Annotated in this window: 20 protein-coding genes; 15 read left to right on the forward strand and 5 right to left on the reverse strand. The window is 69.9% G+C overall.

Annotated elements, in window-relative coordinates; all coding sequences use genetic code 11:
* From J2X58_RS01970 to J2X58_RS01995, 6 genes are all read left to right on the forward strand, one after another.
* Window positions 1–912, forward strand: coding sequence for a phosphoglycerate mutase (locus tag J2X58_RS01970; RefSeq protein WP_310046148.1), 912 nt, complete (start codon window positions 1–3; stop codon window positions 910–912).
* A complete protein-coding gene (recJ, locus tag J2X58_RS01975; RefSeq protein WP_310046149.1) occupies window positions 909–2,621 on the forward strand; it encodes a single-stranded-DNA-specific exonuclease RecJ in 1,713 nt (570 codons plus the stop codon). The genes J2X58_RS01970 and recJ overlap by 4 nt, the downstream gene beginning before the upstream one ends.
* A 96-nt stretch (window positions 2,622–2,717) precedes the next feature.
* Window positions 2,718–3,059, forward strand: a complete 342-nt coding sequence (locus tag J2X58_RS01980) for a hypothetical protein (RefSeq protein ID WP_090054405.1) — start codon at window positions 2,718–2,720, stop codon at window positions 3,057–3,059.
* On the forward strand, window positions 3,059–4,033 hold the full coding sequence (locus J2X58_RS01985) for a multidrug resistance efflux transporter family protein (protein ID WP_310046154.1): 975 nt from the start codon (window positions 3,059–3,061) through the stop codon (window positions 4,031–4,033). The genes J2X58_RS01980 and J2X58_RS01985 overlap by 1 nt, the downstream gene beginning before the upstream one ends.
* 55 nt (window positions 4,034–4,088) lie before the next feature.
* A complete protein-coding gene (locus J2X58_RS01990; protein WP_310046155.1) occupies window positions 4,089–4,544 on the forward strand; it encodes a hypothetical protein in 456 nt (151 codons plus the stop codon).
* Between the two features lie 103 nt (window positions 4,545–4,647).
* A complete protein-coding gene (locus J2X58_RS01995) occupies window positions 4,648–5,880 on the forward strand; it encodes an MFS transporter (protein ID WP_310046157.1) in 1,233 nt (410 codons plus the stop codon).
* Here the strand turns inward: J2X58_RS01995 and J2X58_RS02000 are convergent.
* The 3 genes from J2X58_RS02000 to J2X58_RS02010 are packed head-to-tail and all read right to left on the reverse strand — an operon-like array spanning window position 5,855 to window position 8,221.
* Complete coding sequence (locus tag J2X58_RS02000) at window positions 5,855–6,745, reverse strand: LysR family transcriptional regulator (protein WP_217642619.1); 891 nt, start codon at window positions 6,743–6,745, stop codon at window positions 5,855–5,857. The genes J2X58_RS01995 and J2X58_RS02000 overlap by 26 nt on opposite strands.
* Window positions 6,746–6,750: 5 nt before the next feature.
* Window positions 6,751–7,617, reverse strand: coding sequence for an acyl-CoA thioesterase II (gene tesB, locus J2X58_RS02005; protein WP_090054397.1), 867 nt, complete (start codon window positions 7,615–7,617; stop codon window positions 6,751–6,753).
* 49 nt (window positions 7,618–7,666) lie between these two features.
* Window positions 7,667–8,221, reverse strand: coding sequence for an N-acetylmuramoyl-L-alanine amidase (locus J2X58_RS02010; RefSeq protein ID WP_310046160.1), 555 nt, complete (start codon window positions 8,219–8,221; stop codon window positions 7,667–7,669).
* Between the two features lie 45 nt (window positions 8,222–8,266).
* Here J2X58_RS02010 and J2X58_RS02015 point away from each other — a divergent pair, with 45 nt between their 5' ends.
* From J2X58_RS02015 to J2X58_RS02055, 9 genes are all read left to right on the forward strand, one after another.
* A complete protein-coding gene (locus tag J2X58_RS02015; protein ID WP_090177797.1) occupies window positions 8,267–8,785 on the forward strand; it encodes an alpha/beta hydrolase in 519 nt (172 codons plus the stop codon).
* The gene (gene rlmKL, locus J2X58_RS02020; protein WP_090177794.1) at window positions 8,782–10,926 is read left to right on the forward strand and encodes a bifunctional 23S rRNA (guanine(2069)-N(7))-methyltransferase RlmK/23S rRNA (guanine(2445)-N(2))-methyltransferase RlmL; all 2,145 of its coding nucleotides are present in this window, start codon (window positions 8,782–8,784) and stop codon (window positions 10,924–10,926) included. Before J2X58_RS02015 ends, rlmKL begins: the two co-directional genes overlap by 4 nt.
* Window positions 10,927–11,003: 77 nt before the next feature.
* Window positions 11,004–11,423, forward strand: coding sequence for a hypothetical protein (locus tag J2X58_RS02025; protein ID WP_090054390.1), 420 nt, complete (start codon window positions 11,004–11,006; stop codon window positions 11,421–11,423).
* A gap of 225 nt (window positions 11,424–11,648) precedes the next feature.
* On the forward strand, window positions 11,649–12,275 hold the full coding sequence (locus J2X58_RS02030; protein ID WP_310046162.1) for a GNAT family N-acetyltransferase: 627 nt from the start codon (window positions 11,649–11,651) through the stop codon (window positions 12,273–12,275).
* The gene (folC, locus tag J2X58_RS02035; RefSeq protein ID WP_310046165.1) at window positions 12,272–13,537 is read left to right on the forward strand and encodes a bifunctional tetrahydrofolate synthase/dihydrofolate synthase; all 1,266 of its coding nucleotides are present in this window, start codon (window positions 12,272–12,274) and stop codon (window positions 13,535–13,537) included. The genes J2X58_RS02030 and folC overlap by 4 nt, the downstream gene beginning before the upstream one ends.
* 88 nt (window positions 13,538–13,625) lie before the next feature.
* Window positions 13,626–14,666, forward strand: a complete 1,041-nt coding sequence (locus J2X58_RS02040; protein ID WP_310046166.1) for an SPOR domain-containing protein — start codon at window positions 13,626–13,628, stop codon at window positions 14,664–14,666.
* Between the two features lie 43 nt (window positions 14,667–14,709).
* Complete coding sequence (locus J2X58_RS02045; RefSeq protein WP_090177785.1) at window positions 14,710–15,342, forward strand: CvpA family protein; 633 nt, start codon at window positions 14,710–14,712, stop codon at window positions 15,340–15,342.
* A gap of 16 nt (window positions 15,343–15,358) precedes the next feature.
* Complete coding sequence (purF, locus tag J2X58_RS02050) at window positions 15,359–16,837, forward strand: amidophosphoribosyltransferase (RefSeq protein WP_090177783.1); 1,479 nt, start codon at window positions 15,359–15,361, stop codon at window positions 16,835–16,837.
* 53 nt (window positions 16,838–16,890) lie between these two features.
* Window positions 16,891–17,691 (forward strand): ferritin-like domain-containing protein, encoded by an 801-nt coding sequence (locus J2X58_RS02055; RefSeq protein ID WP_310046168.1) that lies wholly within the window; start codon window positions 16,891–16,893, stop codon window positions 17,689–17,691.
* Between the two features lie 132 nt (window positions 17,692–17,823).
* Here the strand turns inward: J2X58_RS02055 and J2X58_RS02060 are convergent, their stop codons facing one another.
* Window positions 17,824–18,552: a UDP-2,3-diacylglucosamine diphosphatase gene (locus tag J2X58_RS02060; RefSeq protein ID WP_310046169.1), complete on the reverse strand. Its 729-nt coding sequence runs from the start codon at window positions 18,550–18,552 to the stop codon at window positions 17,824–17,826.
* A complete protein-coding gene (locus tag J2X58_RS02065) occupies window positions 18,549–19,295 on the reverse strand; it encodes a peptidylprolyl isomerase (protein ID WP_310046170.1) in 747 nt (248 codons plus the stop codon). Before J2X58_RS02065 ends, J2X58_RS02060 begins: the two co-directional genes overlap by 4 nt.
* Between the last annotated feature and the right edge of the window lie 19 nt (window positions 19,296–19,314).

The following is a 19,314-nucleotide window of genomic DNA, read 5'->3' on the forward strand; positions in this document are numbered from 1 at the left end:
ATGGGCGACGTTCTCCACGTATTGCTCCCGGGCCGCGACAAGCTCGCCGGCGTGCCCGCGTTCGCGGCATGGCTGGCGCGCGGTACCACGCTGCCCGCCGCCGTGCCGGGCTATCTCGCGGCACTCGCCGAACACTTCCGCTGGCCGCATGGCCCCTTGCCCGCCGCCGCGCTCATGCGCCAGTCGGTCGCCGGCGATGCCGGTACATCGCTCTGGCTGTCGGCGGATCCGGCCTGGGTGCAGCCGGAGGTGAATGGCGCGCGTCTCCTCGCCATCGGCAACATCGGGCTCACGGCGGAGGATGCCGCGAGCCTCGTCGACGCGCTCGCCGAAACCTTCCAGGCCGATGGCATGACGCTCCTCGTCGGCGACGCGCAGCACTGGCAGCTGCGGCTGCCCGCGTACGTCGACGTCCCGCCGTTCCCCGATCCGGAAGACGCGCTCGGCGCGGACCTGTTCGAGCAGCTGCCCAAGGGCGATCAGGGCAGGCAATGGCGCGCGCTCCTCAACGAGGCGCAGATCGTGCTGCACAACCACCCCGTGAACCGCCGCCGGGCGGCGGAAGGCTTGCCCCCGGTCAACAGCGTGTGGCTCTGGGGACCGGGCGCGTTGCCCGAATGGGTCGAATGCGGCCTGTCGCGCATCTACAGCGACGACCTGCTGGCGTGGGCGCTCGCGCATCGCGCCGATGTCGACGTGCAGGGGCGCGCGGCGTTCGACGCCGCGGCGGACTCGCCGGCGATCGGCTTGCTCGATCTGCAGGACGTCCAGCCCGGCGAGTTCGCGCAGGCCTGGTGGCCCGCGCTGGAGACGCGCCTGGCGCAAGGCGCGGATCTACGGCTCGCCTTCGCGGACGGCGTCCGCATGGTGCTGCGCAAGCATCACCGCCTGCGCTTCTGGCGCAAGGCATGACGACACGCGTCTGGCGCCGGCGCGTCATCGCGACCGCCCCGAGCGGCTGGCCCGGGCATGTGCATCCGGTGATCCAGCGCGTTTACGCCGCACGCGGCGTCTGCACGCCGGACGGCGCGGAACACCGCCTCGCGCGGATGCTCGCACCCGACCTTCTCGGCGGCATGGATCGCGCGGTGGCGCTCCTGATGCAGGCGATCGCCGGCGATCAGCGCATCGTCGTCGCGGGTGATTACGATTGCGACGGCGCCACCGGAACCGCGGTGGCCGAGCGCGGCCTTCGGCTGCTCGGCGCGCGCCACGTCAGCCACGTGGTGCCCAACCGTTTCGTGCATGGCTACGGCTTGAGCGAAGCGCTCGTCGCCTCGCTGGACCCGGCGCCAGACCTCATCGTCACCGTCGACAACGGCGTGGCGAGCGTCGCCGGTGTCGCGGCGGCGCGCGCGCGCGGCATCCGCGTGCTCGTTACGGACCACCACCTTCCTGGCGACACGCTTCCCGACGCCGACGCGATGGTGAACCCGAACCTCGCGGACGACGGTTTTCCCAGCAAGGCGCTGGCCGGCGTCGGCGTCATGTTCTACCTGCTGCTCGGGGTGCGCGCGGCGATGCGCGACGCGGGTCTGTTCCCCGACGGCGCGCCCGACCTCGCGTCGCTGCTCGACCTCGTCGCGCTCGGCACCGTGGCCGATCTCGTACCGCTGGACTTCAACAACCGCGTGCTCGTCGAGGCGGGGCTGAAGCGCATGCGCGCGGGGAAGGCCTGCGCGGGCATCACGGCCCTGGTCGAGGCGAGCGGACGTTCGCTGGCGACGGTGGGTGCGACGGACCTCGCGTTCGCCATCGGCCCGCGCCTCAACGCGGCGGGAAGGCTCGAGGACATGTCGCTCGGCGTGGCCTGTCTGCTGACCGACGATCACGGCATCGCGCGGCGCTACGCCGAGCAGCTCTCGGCGATCAACCAGGAGCGCCGCGAGATGCAGGCGGGCATGGTCGAGGAGGCCGAGTCGATGGTCGCACGCGCGGCGCACGTCGACGCCGTCGGTGTCGCGCTCTTCGACCCCGGCTGGCACGCCGGCATCGTGGGTCTCGTCGCTTCGAAGCTGAAGGAGAAGCTGCACCGCCCGGTGCTCGCGTTCGCGCCGGCAGGCGACGACACGGACGAGCTGCGCGGCTCCGCGCGCTCCATTCCCGGGTTCCACATCCGCGACGCGCTCGCGGCGATCGATGCGAAGCATCCGGGGCTGATCCTGCGCTTCGGCGGCCACGCGATGGCCGCGGGACTGAGCCTGCGGGCGGCGGATTTCGATCGTTTCGCGGCGATCTTCGACGCCACCGCGCGGGCCCAGCTCGACGACGAGCACCTGCAGGCGCTCGTGCAGACCGATGGCGAGCTCGACTACCGCGACCACACGCTCGACCTCGCGAAGCAACTCCGCCACGCGGGACCGTGGGGCCAGGGATTCCCGCCGCCGTTGTTCGAAGCGCGCTTCGACTGCGCGTCGTGGAAACCGATGGGCAGCCGCCACCTGCGCCTGCAGCTGCGCCACACGCAGGGCGGCGCGCCGCTCGACGCGGTCATGTTCAACTGTTTCGACGGCACGCCGCCGCCGCCGCGCATGCGCGTGGCGTACGAACTGTCGGTCAACGACTGGCAGGGCAGGGAGAGCGTGCGCCTGCTGCTGACGCACATGGAACCGATGGGCTGAGCGATGTCGTCGCTCCGCGCCGGTGCATGCCGACGTGACGGTGACGGTATCGTCGATCGGTGTTCCAATGCGTCATCCCACCCCCGAGTCCCTCCGATGACCCCCGAACGTTTCGTCCTGGCGCTGCAGAAGGCCGTCGTTCACGACAACCTCGCCGTCTACACGGAGCTGTTCCGTGGCACGCCCGTCGACAAGGCGGTCGATCCGCACTGGGTGCGCGCGCTCACGTTGTTCAACGGCCTCGACGAGGAGAACAAGCACGTCCTCATCGAGATCATCTGCCACACGATGGTCGAGACCACCGCCAACCTCCTGGGCATCCTCGATGGCGGCTGTCCGGTGGCCGGGATGGAAGGCGACGTCTCGCTGCAGGTCGATGGCCGGCCGATCGGCGGCGAGCTGCAGGAGCTCTTCCTCGAACTGAGCGAGTCGGCCTGATGGGGTCGAACGCGCTGAAGGCGGTGGGCATCGCGCTGCTCTCGGCGCTGTTCTTCACCTTCACGTATGTCTTCAATCGCGCGGTGGTCAGCGGCGGCGGCCACTGGCAGTGGGCGGTGATCCTGCGTTACCTGATCACGCTCCCGTTGCTCGCCGCGGTGCTGCCGTTCCAGGGCGGGCTCGGCGACCTGCCGGGCGAGTTACGGAAGCATCCGTTGCCCTGGATGCGCTGGAGCGCGGTCGGGTTTTTTCTTTTCGGCATTCCGCTCACGTGGGCCGCGAGCAGCGGGCCGTCGTGGCTCATCGCCGGGAGCTTCCAGATGACGGTCCTCGCCGGTCCGCTCATGGCGCCCTTCATCTACCGTGACACGCGAGCTCGCTGGCACGGCGGCGCGCTGGCGATCGGCCTGCTCATCGTCGTGGGCGTCGCGTTGCTCCAGTACGGTCATGCCAATGGTGCGCTCGACACGCAGGCGTGGCTCGCGGTCGCCGCGGTGGTGTTCGCGGCCTTCGCGTACCCGCTCGGCAACCGGAAGATCCTCCTCCACCTCGAACGGACGGGCACGCGCCTGGGAGCGGTGCAACGCGTCTTCGGCATGACGCTGGCGAGCTGGCCGCTCTGGATCGTGTTCGCCGCGGTGACGTGGGTCCAGGTCGGGCCCCCGACCGCGCGCGAGGTCCTGCTCGCTGGCGGCGTCGCGCTATCGTCGGGCGTGATCGCCACCGTCCTGTTCTTCCACGCCACCGAGCGGGTGGGCAGGCAGCCCACCGCGCTCGCGGCCGTCGAAGCCATGCAGGCGGCGGAGCTCCTTTTCGCGGCCGTCATCGGCGCGGCGTTCCTCGGCGAAGCCACGCCCGGTGCGCTGGCCGGTCTGGGCGCGCTGGCGATCATCGTCGGCATCGTCCTCTTCGCGTGGGCGAGCAGTCGGGAAGCACCGCCCTCCGAGGTGCTCGAAGGCGACCGAGGCGGTTGACGCCGTCGTGACGGCGGCAGGGTAGGCTGGTCGGCGTCTTCCGGGAGTCCTCGCCATGAAATCGCTCGCCATCGCCATCCTGCTGGGCCTCCCGATGCTCGCCGCCGCGCAGACACCGCCAGGCGCGCATCGCGCCGACGCGCCGGCCGCGCAGCCGATGAAGCGGTTCGTCTGGCGCGACGAAGCCGCCGGATACACGTTCGTGGGGCCTCAACGATGGGTCGGCAAGGTGCGCGCCGTGCCCCTCGCGTCGAAAGCCCTCGCCACATCCGGCGCCACGAGCGGGGTGCGCTTCCTTGATGGAAAGCACGTGGTGCTGGAACTCCTCGCTGCCGACGACGGGCGGGAACAGGCGCTGAAGAGCGCGGGCACGACCGAGCTGTCGCGCCACGCGGGTCACGTGGTCGCCGTGAAGAGCGCGGCGGACGGCGGCGAACTGGCACTGACGAGCGAGGAACTCGCCGCGGCGGTGCAGTGGGATGGCGGGGCGGCGGGCACGGTGTCGCGCTAGGCTCTGCGATACGTCCGACGTATCGAACGGGACGTTTCGCGGTATCGATTCGACTCAATTCAGGGTCTAACCTTTGCCAAGGTTCAATCCCTGGAGGTGACCCGTGGACGGTTCGTCGTCCGCCACGCCGGCGTTTCCCGACCAGCGCATCCGGCATGGCACACCCGCGTTCCGGCGCACCAATCTCGCGCTGTTCTCGTCGGGCTTCGCCACGTTCGGCCTGCTCTACTGCGTGCAGCCCCTGCTGCCCGCCTTCTCGCACGCGTTCGGTGTCGACGCCGCGTCGAGCAGCCTCGCGCTGTCGCTGACCACCGGCGTGCTCGCCGTCGGCATGCTGTTCGCGGGGGCGATCTCGGACGCGTTCGGGCGCAAACCCGTCATGCTCGCCTCGCTGCTGGGTTCCTCGCTGCTCGTGCTGGCGACCGCGGTCGCGCCGAACTGGCCGTCGCTGCTCGTCCTGCGTGCCTTGCTCGGCGTGACGCTAGCGGGCCTGCCGGCCGTGGCGATGACCTACCTCAGCGAAGAGGTGCACGGCGAATCCATCGGCCTCGCGATGGGTCTCTACATCGGCGGTAACGCGATCGGCGGCATGGGTGGCCGACTGATCTCGGGCTTCGCCGCCGACCATGCGTCCTGGCGGATCGCCGTGGGCGTCATTGGCGCGCTGGGCCTGATCGCGGCGGCGCTCGTGGCGCGCGGCCTGCCACCGTCGCGGCATTTCGAGCAGCGCCGCGTCGACCCGCGCACGTTCCTCGGCACGTTCGCCGCGCTGTTCCGCGACAAGGGCCTCCCGTGGCTGTTCGCCGAGGGCTTCCTGCTCATGGGCGCGTTCGTCACGATCTACAACTACGTGGCGTTCCGCCTGCTCGCGCCGCCGTTCTCGCTGTCGCAGTCGCACGTCGGCGCGCTCTTCATGGTCTACGTCGTCGGTGTCATCGGCTCGGCGTGGGCCGGATCGCTCGCCGACAGGGTGGGGCGTCCGCGCCTGCTCTGGGCGACGCTGCTGCTGATGGCGGCCGGTGTCGCGCTGACGGCCAGCGCGTCGCTCTGGGCCATCGTCGCGGGTATCGCGATGCTGACGTTCGGCTTCTTCGGCGGGCATTCGATCGCGAGCAGCTGGGTGGGCAAGCGCGCCGTGTTCGCGCGCGCCCACGCCTCGTCGTTCTACCTGTTCTCGTACTACATGGGTTCGAGCATCGCCGGCTCGCTGGGTGGCATCGCGTGGACGTGCGCGGGCTGGAACGGTGTCGCCGCCTACGTCGGCGTGCTGGTGCTCGCGGGGCTCGCCATCGCGGTGAAGCTGCGCACGGTCAGGCCTTCCGGATCAGCCGCGTGAAGGCCCTGACCAGCGGCGACGGGTCGTCGCGCCGATGGGTGATGTAGAGCGCGCTGGCCGCATCGGGCGACGCGATCGGTACATAGGCGACTCCCTCGATCTGCACGTGCTGCAGCGAGCGCGGCAGGATGGCGACCCCCATGCCTGCCGCGACGAGGCCGACCATCGTGGAGGACTCGCCGGCTTCCTGGGCGATGCGCGGCATGAAGCCCGCCTGGCGGCACAAAGTCAGCAACTGGTCGTGGATGCCCGTGCCCGAGGCGCGCGTGAACACGACGAAGCTTTCCTCGGCGAGCTCTTCCATGCGTAGCGACGCCTGGCGTCGCGTCGCGAGCGGGTGATCGGCGCGCAGGACGGCCACGAGCGGGTCGTCGACGAGCTTGTGGGCGACGAGCGGCGCGGGAGGGGCGACGCCGCGGATCAGTCCGACGTCCTGGCGATCGTCGAGCAGGCACTCGAACTGCTGCAGCGTGGTGCGCTCGAGCAGCACCAGCCGCACCGCGGGATACGCCTCGCGAAACGCGCGGATCGCGCGCGGGAACCGCTCGATCAGCGGCATGCTGCGTGTGAACGCCACGCGCAGCTCGCCGATCTCGCCGCGCTCGGCGCGGCGCGCCGTGTCGCCGGCGACGTCGACCCGGCCAAGGATGTCGCGGGCCGCGTCGAGGTAGGCACGCCCGGCGTCCGTGAGTTCCACCCGGCGGTTCGTCCGTCGCAGCAGGCGGACGCCGAGGTGTTCCTCCAGATCGCGGATCTGCTGGCTGAGCGGCGGCTGCGAGATGCCGAGGCGCTCGGCCGCGCGGCCGAAGTGGAGCTCGTCGGCCACGGCGATGAAGTACCGCAGGTGACGGAGCTCGATGCCCAACGGCGTCAGTCCGGCCGGACGCGGATCAGGCCTTCCTGGGCCGTGGATGCGACGAGCACGCCGTCGCGCGTGTAGATCATGCCGCGCGCGAGGCCGCGCGCGCCCTGCGACGTCGGGCTGTCGAACGAATACAGCAGCCACTCGTCGATGCGGAACGGGCGGTGGAACCACAGCGCATGGTCGAGGCTCGCCATCTGCATGTTGCGCGTGAGGTAGGAGATGCCGTGCGGCAGCGTGGCCGTGCCGACGAGGTGGAAATCCGACGCGTACGCGAGCAGGGCCTGGTGCAGCGCGAGCGCGTCGTCGATGGGCGCGGTGAGGCGGAACCAGATGTGCTGGTACGGCGGGCGCTTGGCCGGACGCAGTTCGTCGCGCGGCCAGACATGGCGGAACTCGAACGGACCGTCGATCCCGAGCCAGCGCTGCGTCTTCTCCGGCAACCGCGCCAGCTGTTCCGCGGACATCGCGGGCATGGGGTCGATGTCTTCCGGGGCCGGGACTTCCGGCATCGACATCTGGTGCTCGTAACCCGTTTCCGGCTCCTGGAACGAGATCGAGCCGTTGAGGATCGGCTGCCCATGCTGGATGGCGACGACGCGGCGGGACGAGAACGAGCCGCCGTCGCGCGTGCGTTCGACGCTGTAGACGATCGGCGCGTTGATGTCGCCAGCGCGCAGGAAGTAGGCGTGCAACGAGTGCGCCTCGCGCCTCGGGTCGACGGTGCGCTGCGCGGCCGAGAGGGCCTGGCCGAGCACCTGGCCGCCGAACACGAAGCGGGTGCCGATGTCGCGACTCTGGCCGCGGAAGAGGTTGTCTTCGAGGCGCTCGAGTTCGAGCAGTTCGACGAGTTCGCCGACGTGGTTGTCCGACATGGGTGTCCCTGGCAGAGGCGGCAGTGCGTAGGCGGCGAGTATAGCGGGGCTATGCGGCGAGCCGGCTCAGGCGGGAGGCGTCGTAGGCGCGTGCCCAGGGGAACTGCGGACCGGGATCGCGCTTGCGCGGCACCTCGTTGTCCGGGTCGTCGCTGGCCGGGACCATGGCAGTGTCGAGGTCTTCATGGCCCGCGATATGGCGCAGCGACGGGAAGCGCTCCACCAGATGGTCGAGCAGGGCGCGCAGGGCGTCGATCTGGCGGGCCGGGTAAGGCTCGGTCATCACCTGATGGTCCGAGTGGAACCAGTCCGGATAACGGCCGGTGTTGACCAGCTCGATGCCGATCGATCGCGGGTTGTAGCCGCGGGTGTGGTTGGCGACCCGTAGCGGATCCACGTAGCACAGCACCGAGCCGTCGCGGTCGATGTAGTAATGGCCGCTGGCGCCGGCGCCCGAGTCGTAAAGCACGCGCTCGCCGTACTCGCGGGCCATGGCGAGGTCGGGCAGTTCGGTGCAGTGGATCACGACGAGGTCGACGGCGTCGGGCGTCCGTTCGGGGAGGAGGGCCTCGTAGGGCAGGGGGGCGTGAAGGATGTCGATCATGCCGCTTTGATAACATAGGCGGTCATTCCGCGTACGGAGACCGCCATGCGCGGCCACATCATCCTTTCCCATGGTTCCGATTCGGGCCCCGACGCCACCAAGGTCAGCGCGCTGGCCGTCGTGGCGGAGTCGCTCGGCTGGACCACCGTGCGCCCCGATTACCGCGACGACGACGCCCGCGGCCATGCCGGCTCGGTGCCGCCGCGCCTGGACCGCCTCGCCGCGGCGATCGCCGCCTCGCCGGTGCCGCCGGTGCTGGTCGGTTCCAGCATGGGCGCCTTCGTGTCGGGTCTGGCCTCGCTGGATGCCCCCGTCGCGGGCCTGTTCCTCCTGGCGCTGCCCGCCCGCATTCCCGGCTACCCGCGGGCGTTCGGCGCCCGGGCAGGCGTGCCGTCGTTCCTCGTGCACGGTTACGCCGACGACGTGTGTCCCCTCGACGAGGCCCTGGCGTTCGCCCGCGGCCATGCCATGCCGGCGCTCCTCGTGCAGGACGACCACCGTCTCGGTGCGACGCTGCCCGACATCGAAGCGGAGTTCCGCCGTTTCCTGGGTGGCCTCGCATGAGCGCGTTCTTCGCCACCTGCCCGAAGGGCCTCGAATACCTGCTCAAGGACGAACTCGTCGCGCTCGGCGCCACCGACGTGCGCGAGGCGCTCGCGGGCGTGTCCTTCGCCGGCACGATCGAGACGGCGTATCGCGCGTGCCTCTGGTCGCGCATGGCGAGTCGCGTGCTGCTGCCGCTGGCCGAGTTCGACGCGGCCGATCCGGATGCCCTCTACGCCGGCGTGCAGTCGATCGACTGGTCGGAGCACCTGGCGGCGCATGGCACGCTGGCCGTCGATGCCAACACCGCGCAGAGCAAGCTCACCCACAGCCAGTTCATCGCGCTGAAGACGAAGGACGCGATCGTCGACCAGTTCCGCGCCGCCAGCGGCGCGCGCCCGGACGTCGACCCCGAGGAGCCGGACCTGCGCGTCAACGTGCGCCTGCGCCGCGACCGCGCGACGCTGTCCATCGATCTCTCCGGTTCGCCGCTGCATCGCCGTGGCTGGCGCGAGCAGCAGGGCGAGGCACCGCTGAAGGAAAACCTGGCCGCCGCCATGCTGGTGCGGGCGCAGTGGCCGCGTATCTACGCCGAGGGCGGTGCGCTGGTCGATCCGATGTGCGGATCGGGCACGCTTCTGATCGAAGGCGCGCTCATGGCCGCCGGCGTCGCGCCGGGTCTGCGCCGCGACTATTTCGGATTCCTCGGCTGGCTCAAGCACGATTACGCCCTCTGGCGCACGATCTATGACGAGGCGAAGGCTCGCGCGGACGAAGGCCTGCGCGCCCTGCGCCCGGTCTTCTTCGGCAGCGACGCCGATCCGCACATGGTGCAGACCGCCAAGCGCAACGCGCAGAGCGCGGGTGTCGCCGGCTTCGTGCACCTCGACAAGCGCGACGCCGTGCACGTCGCGCCACCACCCGACACGCCGCTCGGACTGGTGATCACGAACCCGCCGTACGGCGAGCGCCTGGGCGATCGCGCGGAGCTGCCCGTGCTCTACCGCGACCTCGGCCAGGCCCTGAAGGACCGCTTCGCCGGCTGGCGCGCGGCGGTGCTCGCAGGAGACGAGGAGCTGGGGCGCGCGCTGCGCCTGAGTCCGGACAAGCGCTACGCGCTGTACAACGGCGCGCTCGAGACGCCGCTGCTCACGTTCGCGCTGCGCGCGCGCGACGAGGCGCCTCGCGAGGCGAAGCCGCTCTCCGACGGCGCGCAGATGCTGAAGAACCGGCTGGAGAAGAACGTCCGCCACCTGCGCAAGCGCCTCGCCCGCGAGGGCATCACGTGCTGGCGCGCGTACGACCAGGACCTTCCCGAGTACGCCGCCGCCATCGACGTCTACGAAGAGTGGCTGCACATCCAGGAATACAAGGCGCCGCAGGACGTGCCGGTCGACGTGGCCCGCATCCGCATGCGCGAGATCGTGCGCGTCGCGGGCGAGGTGTTCGGCATCCCGCGCGACCGCATCGCCGTGAAGACGCGCGAGCGCGGCAAGGGCGGGTCCAAGTACGGGCAGTTCGACCAGAAGGGCGAATTCATCGAGGTCCACGAGGGCGGGCTTTCCTTCCTCATCAACCCGACCGATTACCTGGATACCGGCCTGTTCCTCGATCACCGGCTGGTCCGCGCGAAGATCCGCGAACTGGCGGCGGGCAAGCATTTCCTGAACCTGTTCGCCTACACGGGCACGGCCAGCGTTTACGCCGCCGCCGGAGACGCCCGCGACACCACCACGGTCGACCTGTCGGGCACGTACCTCGATTGGGCCTCCCGGAACCTGGCCCTGAACGGGTTCACGGGCAACCGGCACCGGCTGGTCCAGGAAGACTCCCTGACCTTCCTCGAAAAGCGTTCGATGCAGTACGGGCTGATCTACGTCGACCCGCCGACCTTCTCCAACTCCAAGAAGGCGGACGACTTCGACGTGCAGCGCGATCACGTGAAGCTGCTGATGCTCTGCGCGGACCGCCTCCTGCCCGATGGCGTGATCGTTTTCTCCAACAACTTCCGCCGCTTCCAGCTTGATCGGGCGGCCCTCGAACCCCATTTCTCCATCGAAGACTGGAGCGCACCGAGCATCCCGTTCGACTTCGCCAGGCGCCACGACATCCATGGCTGCTGGCTGCTTCGGAAGCCGTTCGTGAATCCATGGAAAACGTGAAGGTTCGGTCGAGAAAACTTCAGTCCGGATTCAGTGCCGGAGCGCGAATCTGCGCTCAACACCCGGAGGTAACTGTCATGAAAGCTAAGTTCGTCAAGCCGGTTCTCGCCCTCGCCGCCGCGGGCCTCATGGCCTTCGCTCCGGGCGCGTTCGCACGTGGCCACGGCTACTACGGCGGTGGCTACGGCTACCATGGCGGGCACGGTTACTACGGTGGCGGTTACGGCTATCGTGGCGGTTATTACCGCGGTGGCCACTACGATCACGCGGGCCGCTGGATCGCCGGCGCGATCGTCGCCGGCGCGGTGGTCGGCCTGGTCGCCAATGCCACCCAGCCGCGCACGGTCGTCTACGACCGCCCGGTGTATTACAGCCGCCCGGCCACGGTGGTCTACGACGACGCGCCGGTCGTGACCCGCCGCGTGACCACCACGACGACCTACGTCGACGACGGCTACGGCACCCGCTACGTCCGCGACGACGGTTACGGTTACTGATCGCCGCGTGTTCCCGACAGAAGCCCCGGCACCGCCGGGGCTTTTTTTGTGCGGCGAGGCCGGCCTGTAGGAGCGGACCTGGCCGCGACAGCTCTTGGGGGTGTGAGCAGCAGGGCCCGGGGGCTTTTCGCGAGAAGCCGTCGCGGCCAGGTCCGCTCCTGCAACTCGCGCACGGCGGGCACGCGAGCCGTTAAGCTTGCCGCTTTCGCTCCGGCCCATCCTTCCATGCGCGACATTCCCGGCATCGACGTGCGTGTCCACATCGGGCAGGACATCCTGCGTGTCGTCGACGAGATCGCGGGCCTGCGCATCGCGGTTTTCCGCGAGTGGCCCTACCTGTACGACGGCGATCGCGATTACGAGCGCGACTACCTCGCGGCGTACGCCGCGTCGTCCCGCAGTGTGTGCGTGGTCGCGCGCGAAGAGGGCGGCCGCGTCGTAGGCGTGTCCACCGGCATTCCGCTGGCCGACGACGGCGAAGCGTTCCACCAGCCGTTCCTGGAGCGCGGCCTGCCGGTCGACGACGTCTTCTATTTTGGCGAATCGGTGCTGCTGCCCGCGTTTCGCGGGCGTGGGATCGGGCATGCCTTCTTCGACGCGCGGGAAAGCCACGCGCGTTCCGCCGGGCCGTTTCGCTGGACGGCGTTCTGTTCGGTGCGCAGGAGCCCGGCGGACCCTCGTGCGCCGGCCGGTTATCGTGGCAACGAGGCGTTCTGGCGCGGTCGCGGTTACATCCCGGCCGAAGGCATGCATTGCACACTGGCCTGGAAGGAAACGGGCGACGCCGAAGCGACGCCCCACGTTCTCGATTTCTGGATGCGCGAACTCGATCGCGCCAAGGTATCCGCATGACCCGCACGCTCGCCGAATGGCTCACCTACCAGGAGCGGACGCATCCGCGCGACATCGAGCTCGGTCTCGACCGCGTCCGAGGCGTCTGGCATGCGATGGGCGCGCCGCGTCCGGCGCCGGTCGTCATCACCGTCGGCGGGACGAACGGCAAGGGCTCCACGGTCGCGCTCCTCGAGGGCATGCTGCGGGCGGCGGGCTATCGCACCGGCTGTTATACGTCGCCGCACCTGCTGCGTTACAACGAACGCATCCGCATCGATGGCGTCGACGCAGACGACGACGCGCTCGTCGCGTCCTTCGAGCGCATCGAGGCCGCGCGCGGATCGATCCCGCAGACGTATTTCGAGTTCGGCACGCTGGCCGCCATCGACCTGATGTCGCGGGCCGCGCTGGACGTCGCGATTCTCGAGGTCGGGCTGGGCGGGAGGCTCGACGCCGTCAACATCGTGGATGCGGACGTCGCCGTGGTGACGACGGTCGACCTCGACCATCAGGACTGGCTCGGCGGCGACCGTGACAGCATCGGACGGGAGAAAGCGGGCATCGCGCGGGCGGGCCGGCCGGTCGTCGTCGGCGAGGCATCGCCTCCGAAGGGTCTGCTCGAGGCGCTGAGCGCGATCGGTGCGGCGATCGTCCGGGCCGGAATCGATTTCGTGGCGGAGGACGCCGCGCCAGGGTGGCGCTGGACCCATCGCGACGGTACGTCGCTGGAGCTCCCGTCGCCGGCGCTCGACGCACCCGTGCAGAGGGCGAACGCCGCGGCGGCCATCGCGGCGCTGCATGCGCTGGGTGGCCGGGTGACCGTCCCGGTCGCGGCGACCGCTCATGCGCTGACGACGGTGCGGGTCGGAGGGCGCCTGCAGCGCATAGCGGACCGGCCGCGGACGCTCGTCGACGTCGGCCATAACCCACAGGCTGCGCGAGCCCTCGCCGATTGGCTGGACGCGCGGAACGACGGTGGCCGCGTGCTGGCCGTCTACGGCGCGCTGGCGGACAAGGACGTGGCCGGTGTCATCGCCGCGCTCGGCGACCGCATCGATCATTGGTTCCTCGCCGGTCTGGACGCCGACACGCCGCGCGGGCTCCCGGCGGAGGCCCTGGCGACGGCGCTGGCGGGCGTCCTTCCGGCTGCCGCCTTCGATCGCCATGCGTCGGTCGGCGAGGCATGGGCCGCGGCGCGATCGGCGGCGGCCGACGACGATACGGTGCTGCTGTTCGGCTCGTTCTTCGTCGCGGGCGCGGCGCTCTCCGCATCGGCGTGAACGCCGGCCCGACCGGAAGCATCGGGCGGACCCCGATGCCGGGTATAATCGTCGCGATCCGCTTTGCACCGGTCGTATGGAGCCTTCCTTGAAAACACGCCTGTTGGGTGCCGCTGTCCTGATCGCGCTGATCGTCCTGTTCGTGCCGATGATGTTCTCCAGCACGCCGCCGAAGACGGACACCGACCAGACCGTGAGCCTCGCCATCCCGCCGGCGCCCGACCGCGACCTGCAGACGCGTACCCTCGACGTCGCCCCGCCCGGCACGCCGCCGCGCGCGCCGGCCGGCCAGGCCGCGCAGACGTCTCCTGCTGCGACGCCAGCCGCCCCGGCCTCGGCACCCGCCGCGACCGTGACCCCGGCCGCCGGTGGCAAGCTGGCCTCCGTGGATATCGCCTCGCGGAAGCCGGCGGACGCGCTCCCGGAAGACTTCGCCAACGCGCCGGCCGCGAGCAAGCCCGCTCCGGCCGTGCCCGCGCCGTCGCCCAAGCCCACGAAACCCGCGCCCGCCGCGGCGCCCGCCGAGGCACCGGCGCTGCCGCCGGGCACCGCCGCGCGGGGCAGCTACAGCATCAATCTCAGCGCCTACGCGGACCGCTCCAAGGCCGATGCCCTGGTGCAGAAGGTCAAGGCGCTCGGTTATCCGGTCAGCACCGCGTCGACCACCCAGGCGGGCAAGGCGCTCACGCGCGTCAACGCCGGTCCGTTCGAGACCCGTGCCGCCGCCGAGGCGGCGCGGCTGAAGATCGTCGCCGCGGTACCGGGCGCGCCGGCCAGCCTGTCCACGAAGGCGGAGAACCAGACGGCCGACGCGTCGGCGCCCGCTCGCGCCGCACCCGCATCGGCCCCGGGCGCCGCGACGCCGGCCGTGCCGGCCGCCGCGCCGCGCGCCGGTGGCTTCGCCGTACAGGTCGCCGCGGTGTCCAGCGAGGCCGAGGCCGGGCGACTGCGCGACCGGCTGCGCGCCGCGGGCATCCCGGGCTACGTGGACAGCATCGCCTCGTCGAGCGGCGCGAAGCTCTGGCGCGTCCGCGCCGGGCCGCAGACCCAGCGCGACGACGCGGTGCGTCTGAAAGATTCGATCAAGGCCAAGGTGGGCCTCGATGGCGTCGTCGTGACCGCGCCGTAAGGCGCTTTCGACGACAACGCCACCGTCAATCCGGGAGCGCCGTGTGAACTGGGCCGATTACGTCATTCTTGCCGTGCTGTTCCTCTCGGTCTTGATCGGCCTCATGCGAGGCCTCATTTCCGAGGTGCTTTCGCTCGTGATCTGGGTCGCGGCGTTCTGGCTGGCGTGGATGTTCGGGCCCACGGTGGCGACGTATTTCGAGGGTAGCGTGCCGCTGCCCACCGCCCGGATGGCGATCGGCTACGGGTTGTGCTTCATCGTGGTGCTGCTGGTGGGTGCGGTGTTCCGGTTCCTGATCGGCCGGCTGGTGTCCGGCACGGGGCTGGGCGGCGTCGACCGGTTGTTCGGCTCGCTGTTCGGGCTGGCGCGTGGCGTACTGATCGTGAGCGCGGTGGTGTTCATGCTGGAATTCACGCCGCTGCCCGCCCAGCCGCTATGGCGCGAGTCGACGATGCTGCCGCAGTTCGCGGCGCCGGCGGCCTGGCTGGGTCAGCAGATTCCCGCGAACGTGCGTGACTACATGCATCCGCCCGAGTCGCTGAAAAACATGAAGATGCCCGACGTCGCCTTGCCGAGCCGGGAAGAACTGATGAAACTGCGCGACCTCACGGTACCCGCGCGGCCAACGCAAGATTCGAAAGCTCACCCAGCCGCCGCGTCCACGGCGGCTCCTTAAAGCAGAAGGCAACACCATGTGCGGAATCATCGGCATCGTCGGTACCACGGAAGTGGCATCGGCCCTGTATGACGGCCTGACCGTCCTGCAACATCGCGGGCAGGATGCCGCCGGCATCGCCACCGTGGATGGCGCGCGCCTGCGCCTGCACAAGGGCAACGGACTCGTTCGCGACGTCTTCAATTCGGCGGGCGTGAGCAAGCTGCGCGGCCGCATCGGCATCGGTCATTGCCGTTACCCCACGGCAGGCTCCGAAGGCACGGAAGAGGCCCAGCCCTTCTACGTGAACTCGCCCTACGGCATCGCCTTCGCGCACAACGGCAACCTCGTGAACACCGAGACCCTGCGCAAGGAGATGTTCGAGGACGATCGCCGGCACATCGATACCGATTCGGATTCCGAAGTGCTGCTCAACGTGCTCGCGCACGAACTGCAGGTCGAGGATCGCGGCGATCTGACGCCCGAGCACGTGTTCAAGGCGATCGCAGGCGTGCATGCCCGCGCCCGCGGCGGTTATGCGTGCATCGCGCTGGTGCTCGGCTATGGCCTGATCGCGTTCCGCGACCCGAACGGCATCCGTCCGCTCGTGCTCGGCGAGCGCGACACCGCCGAGGGCCGCGAGTACGCCGTGACGTCCGAATCCGTGGCGCTCGACATCCTGGGTTTCCGCCGCGTGCGCGACATCGAGCCCGGCGAAGCCGTGATCATCACCGAGGGCGGGCAGTTGCACGCCCAGCGCTGCGCCGAGGGCGCGGTGCATGCGCCGTGCATCTTCGAGTACGTGTACCTCGCCCGTCCGGATTCGATGATCGAGGACGTCTCGGTCTACAAGGCGCGCCTGCGCATGGGCGAGAAGCTCGCCGAGAAGATCCTGCGCGAGCGCGGCCCCGACCACGGCATCGACGCCGTCATTCCCATCCCGGATACGTCGCGCACCGCGGCCAGCTCGCTGGCACAGGCGCTGGGCGTCCCGATGCGCGAGGGCCTGGTCAAGAACCGCTACATCGGCCGCACGTTCATCATGCCGGGGCAGGGCGAACGCGTGAAGTCGGTGCGCCGCAAGCTCAACGCCATCGACCTGGAGTTCCGCAAGAAGAACGTGCTGCTGGTCGACGACTCCATCGTGCGCGGCACCACGTCGAAGCAGATCATCCAGATGGCCCGCGACGCAGGCGCGAAGAACGTCTATTTCGCCTCCGCCGCGCCGCCGGTGCGCTACCCGAACATCTACGGCATCGACATGCCGGCCGCGTCCGAACTGATCGCCGCGGGCCGCACGGTGGAAGAGGTCGAGAAGGCGCTCGGCGCCGACTGGCTGATCTACCAGGATCTCGACGACCTGATCTGGGCGGTCACGGACGGCAACGAAGACCTCAAGCAGTTCGACACCTCGTGCTTCTCCGGCGAGTACGTCACCGGCGTCGCGGAGGGTTTCCTCGAACAGCAGGAGACCCTGCGTTCCGACGCCGCGAAAAACGAACGGCGCAGCGCCTGACGGCGGTCGTGGGAAGCGCGCTGGCGCGCTTCCCACTAGCGTTTTTTACAGCCATGAACGATCTCCATGCCGCCGCCCGCCGCTGCCTCGATGCGACCGAGCCCGCGGAGAAGGTCCGCCTGACCTTCGCGGCGTGGACCGCGCTGAACGCCGGCACGCTCGGCCCTGACGCCGCATCGCCGCCACCGGATCCCATCGGTCTTCCGGGCCGCCCCGCGCGGCCCCGGCTCGTTCCCGCCCGCGAACTCGCGCAGCGCGGCCTCGGGACGGAGGCCGGGCGCGCCGCGCTCGTCCACGCGATCGCGCATATCGAATTCAACGCCATCGATCTGGCATGGGACGCGATCTATCGTTTTCGCGGCAAACCCGACGCCTATTACCGCGACTGGGCATCGTGCGCCAACGACGAAGCGCGGCACTTCACGATGCTCTCTGAAAGGCTCGCCGAACTCGGCCACGCGTACGGCGACTTCGACGCGCATAACGGCTTGTGGGAGATGGCGGAGAAGACCGCCCATAGCGATACCGCCCGCATGGCGCTGGTGCCGCGCGTGCTCGAAGCGCGTGGCCTCGATGTGACGCCGGGCATGATGGAACGGCTACGCCGTCAGGGCGACGATCGCACTGTGGCGATCCTCGAGGTCATCCTTCGCGAGGAGGTCGCGCATGTCGCCGCCGGCACGCGCTGGTTCCACTGGTGCTGCGCCCGCGACGGCATCGATCCCGAAGCGACGTTCGCGACGCTTCTCGACGACTACATGAACGGCTCACTGCGCGGGCCGTTCAACCTCGATGCCCGCCGCGCGGCCGGCTTTTCGGAATCCGAACTCGTCTGGCTGCGGACGCTCGGCTGATTCTCAGCCTCCGCTGCTCGGCCGTTGGAGCGCACCTGGGCGCGATTGGGTGCTTGTCGCGAGCAGCTGATCGCGCCCAGGTGCGCTCCAACAGGGTCGCGTCAGGGTGTGTTACCGCTTGCCGCGATGCGGTCAGGACGAAGTCAGTCCGCGCAGTTCCGTCGATTCACCGTCGATGCGAAGCACCGACCCGTGGTCGTACCAGTCGCCCAGCACGATGCGCTGGGCGGGTGCGCCGTCGAGCGCGAAGTCGTGGATGGCCGGCCGGTGCGTATGGCCGTGCACCAGGCGTACGACGCCGGCATCGCGCATCGTCGCTTCGACCGCGCCCTGGTTGACGTCCATGATCGTCTCGTCGATGCGGCCGGTGCGCGACTTGCTGTCGCTGCGCGCCTTGGCGGCGAACGCGCGACGAGCCTCCAGCGGCATCGAGAGGATCTGTCGCTTCCAGGCGTCGGTGCGCACCTGCGCGCGCACCGCCTGGTATTCGACGTCGTCGGTGCAGAGCACGTCACCGTGCATCAGCAGGGTCGGGACGCCTTCGATCGTGTGCACGGTGCCATCGTCGAGCAATTCCATGCCCGCCCGTTCGGCGAACGACTCGCCGAGCAGGAAATCGCGGTTGCCGACCATGAAGTAGACCGGCACGCCCGCGTCGCGAAGGCCGCGCGTCGCGGTCGCGATGCGCGCGGGCAGTTCCGCGTCGTCGTCGTCGCCGATCCAGGCTTCGACCAGGTCGCCGAGGATGTAGAAGGCATTCGCGCCGCGCGCCTCGTCGGACGCGAGGAAGCGCTCGAAGAGGGCGGTGATGTCGGGCCGGGCGTCGTCGAGGTGCAGGTCCGCGATGAACAGCGTGCTCATGCCGGCTTCGACGACGTCGCCGCGGGCTTCTTCTCGCCCTTCTTCGGCTCGGAGGCCTTCGCCGGCGTGGCCGTCGCGGGGGCGGCCTTGGCCGGAGGACCGGCGGTGGCGGCACCGGCGGGCGCCGGCTTGTCCTCGCCCACGACACTCGCGGAATCGATGATCACCAGGGGATTCGGCACGTCGCCGACGAAAGGGCCCTGCGGACGCGTGGGCAGCTTGGCGATCTTGTCGATGGTATCCATGCCGGCGACGACCTTGCCGAACACGGCGAAGCCCCAGGTCATGCCGCTCTGGTTGCTGACGTAATCCAGACGACGGTTGTCGACCAGATTGACGAAGAACTGCGAGGTGCCGGAATTGGCGTCGGTGCCGCGCGCCACGGCGACGGTGCCGCGCAGGTTCGACAGCCCGTTGTCTGCCTCGCTCGGGATGGCCGCACGCGTGCGGCGCTGGGTCAGGTCGCGGCTGTAGAGGCCACCCTGCACCATGTACCCGTCGACCACGCGGTGGAAGACCGTGCCGTCGTAGAAGCCGTCGCGCACGTACTGGAGGAAGTTCGCGACGCTCTTCGGGGCTTTCTCGGGGAACAGCTCCAGCGTGAAGTCGCCCTGCGTCGTGTGCATGACGACGCGCGGATGCTCGACCGCCGCAGGCGCCGATGCCGCGGGCCGGGCCGCCTGCTGCGCGAGCGCGGCGACGGGCAGGGCGAGGAAGACGCTGGCAAGTACGGCTCTGAACATGGGTGACCGGTCGTGACGC

The sequence above is a fragment of the Luteibacter sp. 3190 genome (assembly GCF_031456385.1).
GTDB lineage: Bacteria > Pseudomonadota > Gammaproteobacteria > Xanthomonadales > Rhodanobacteraceae > Luteibacter.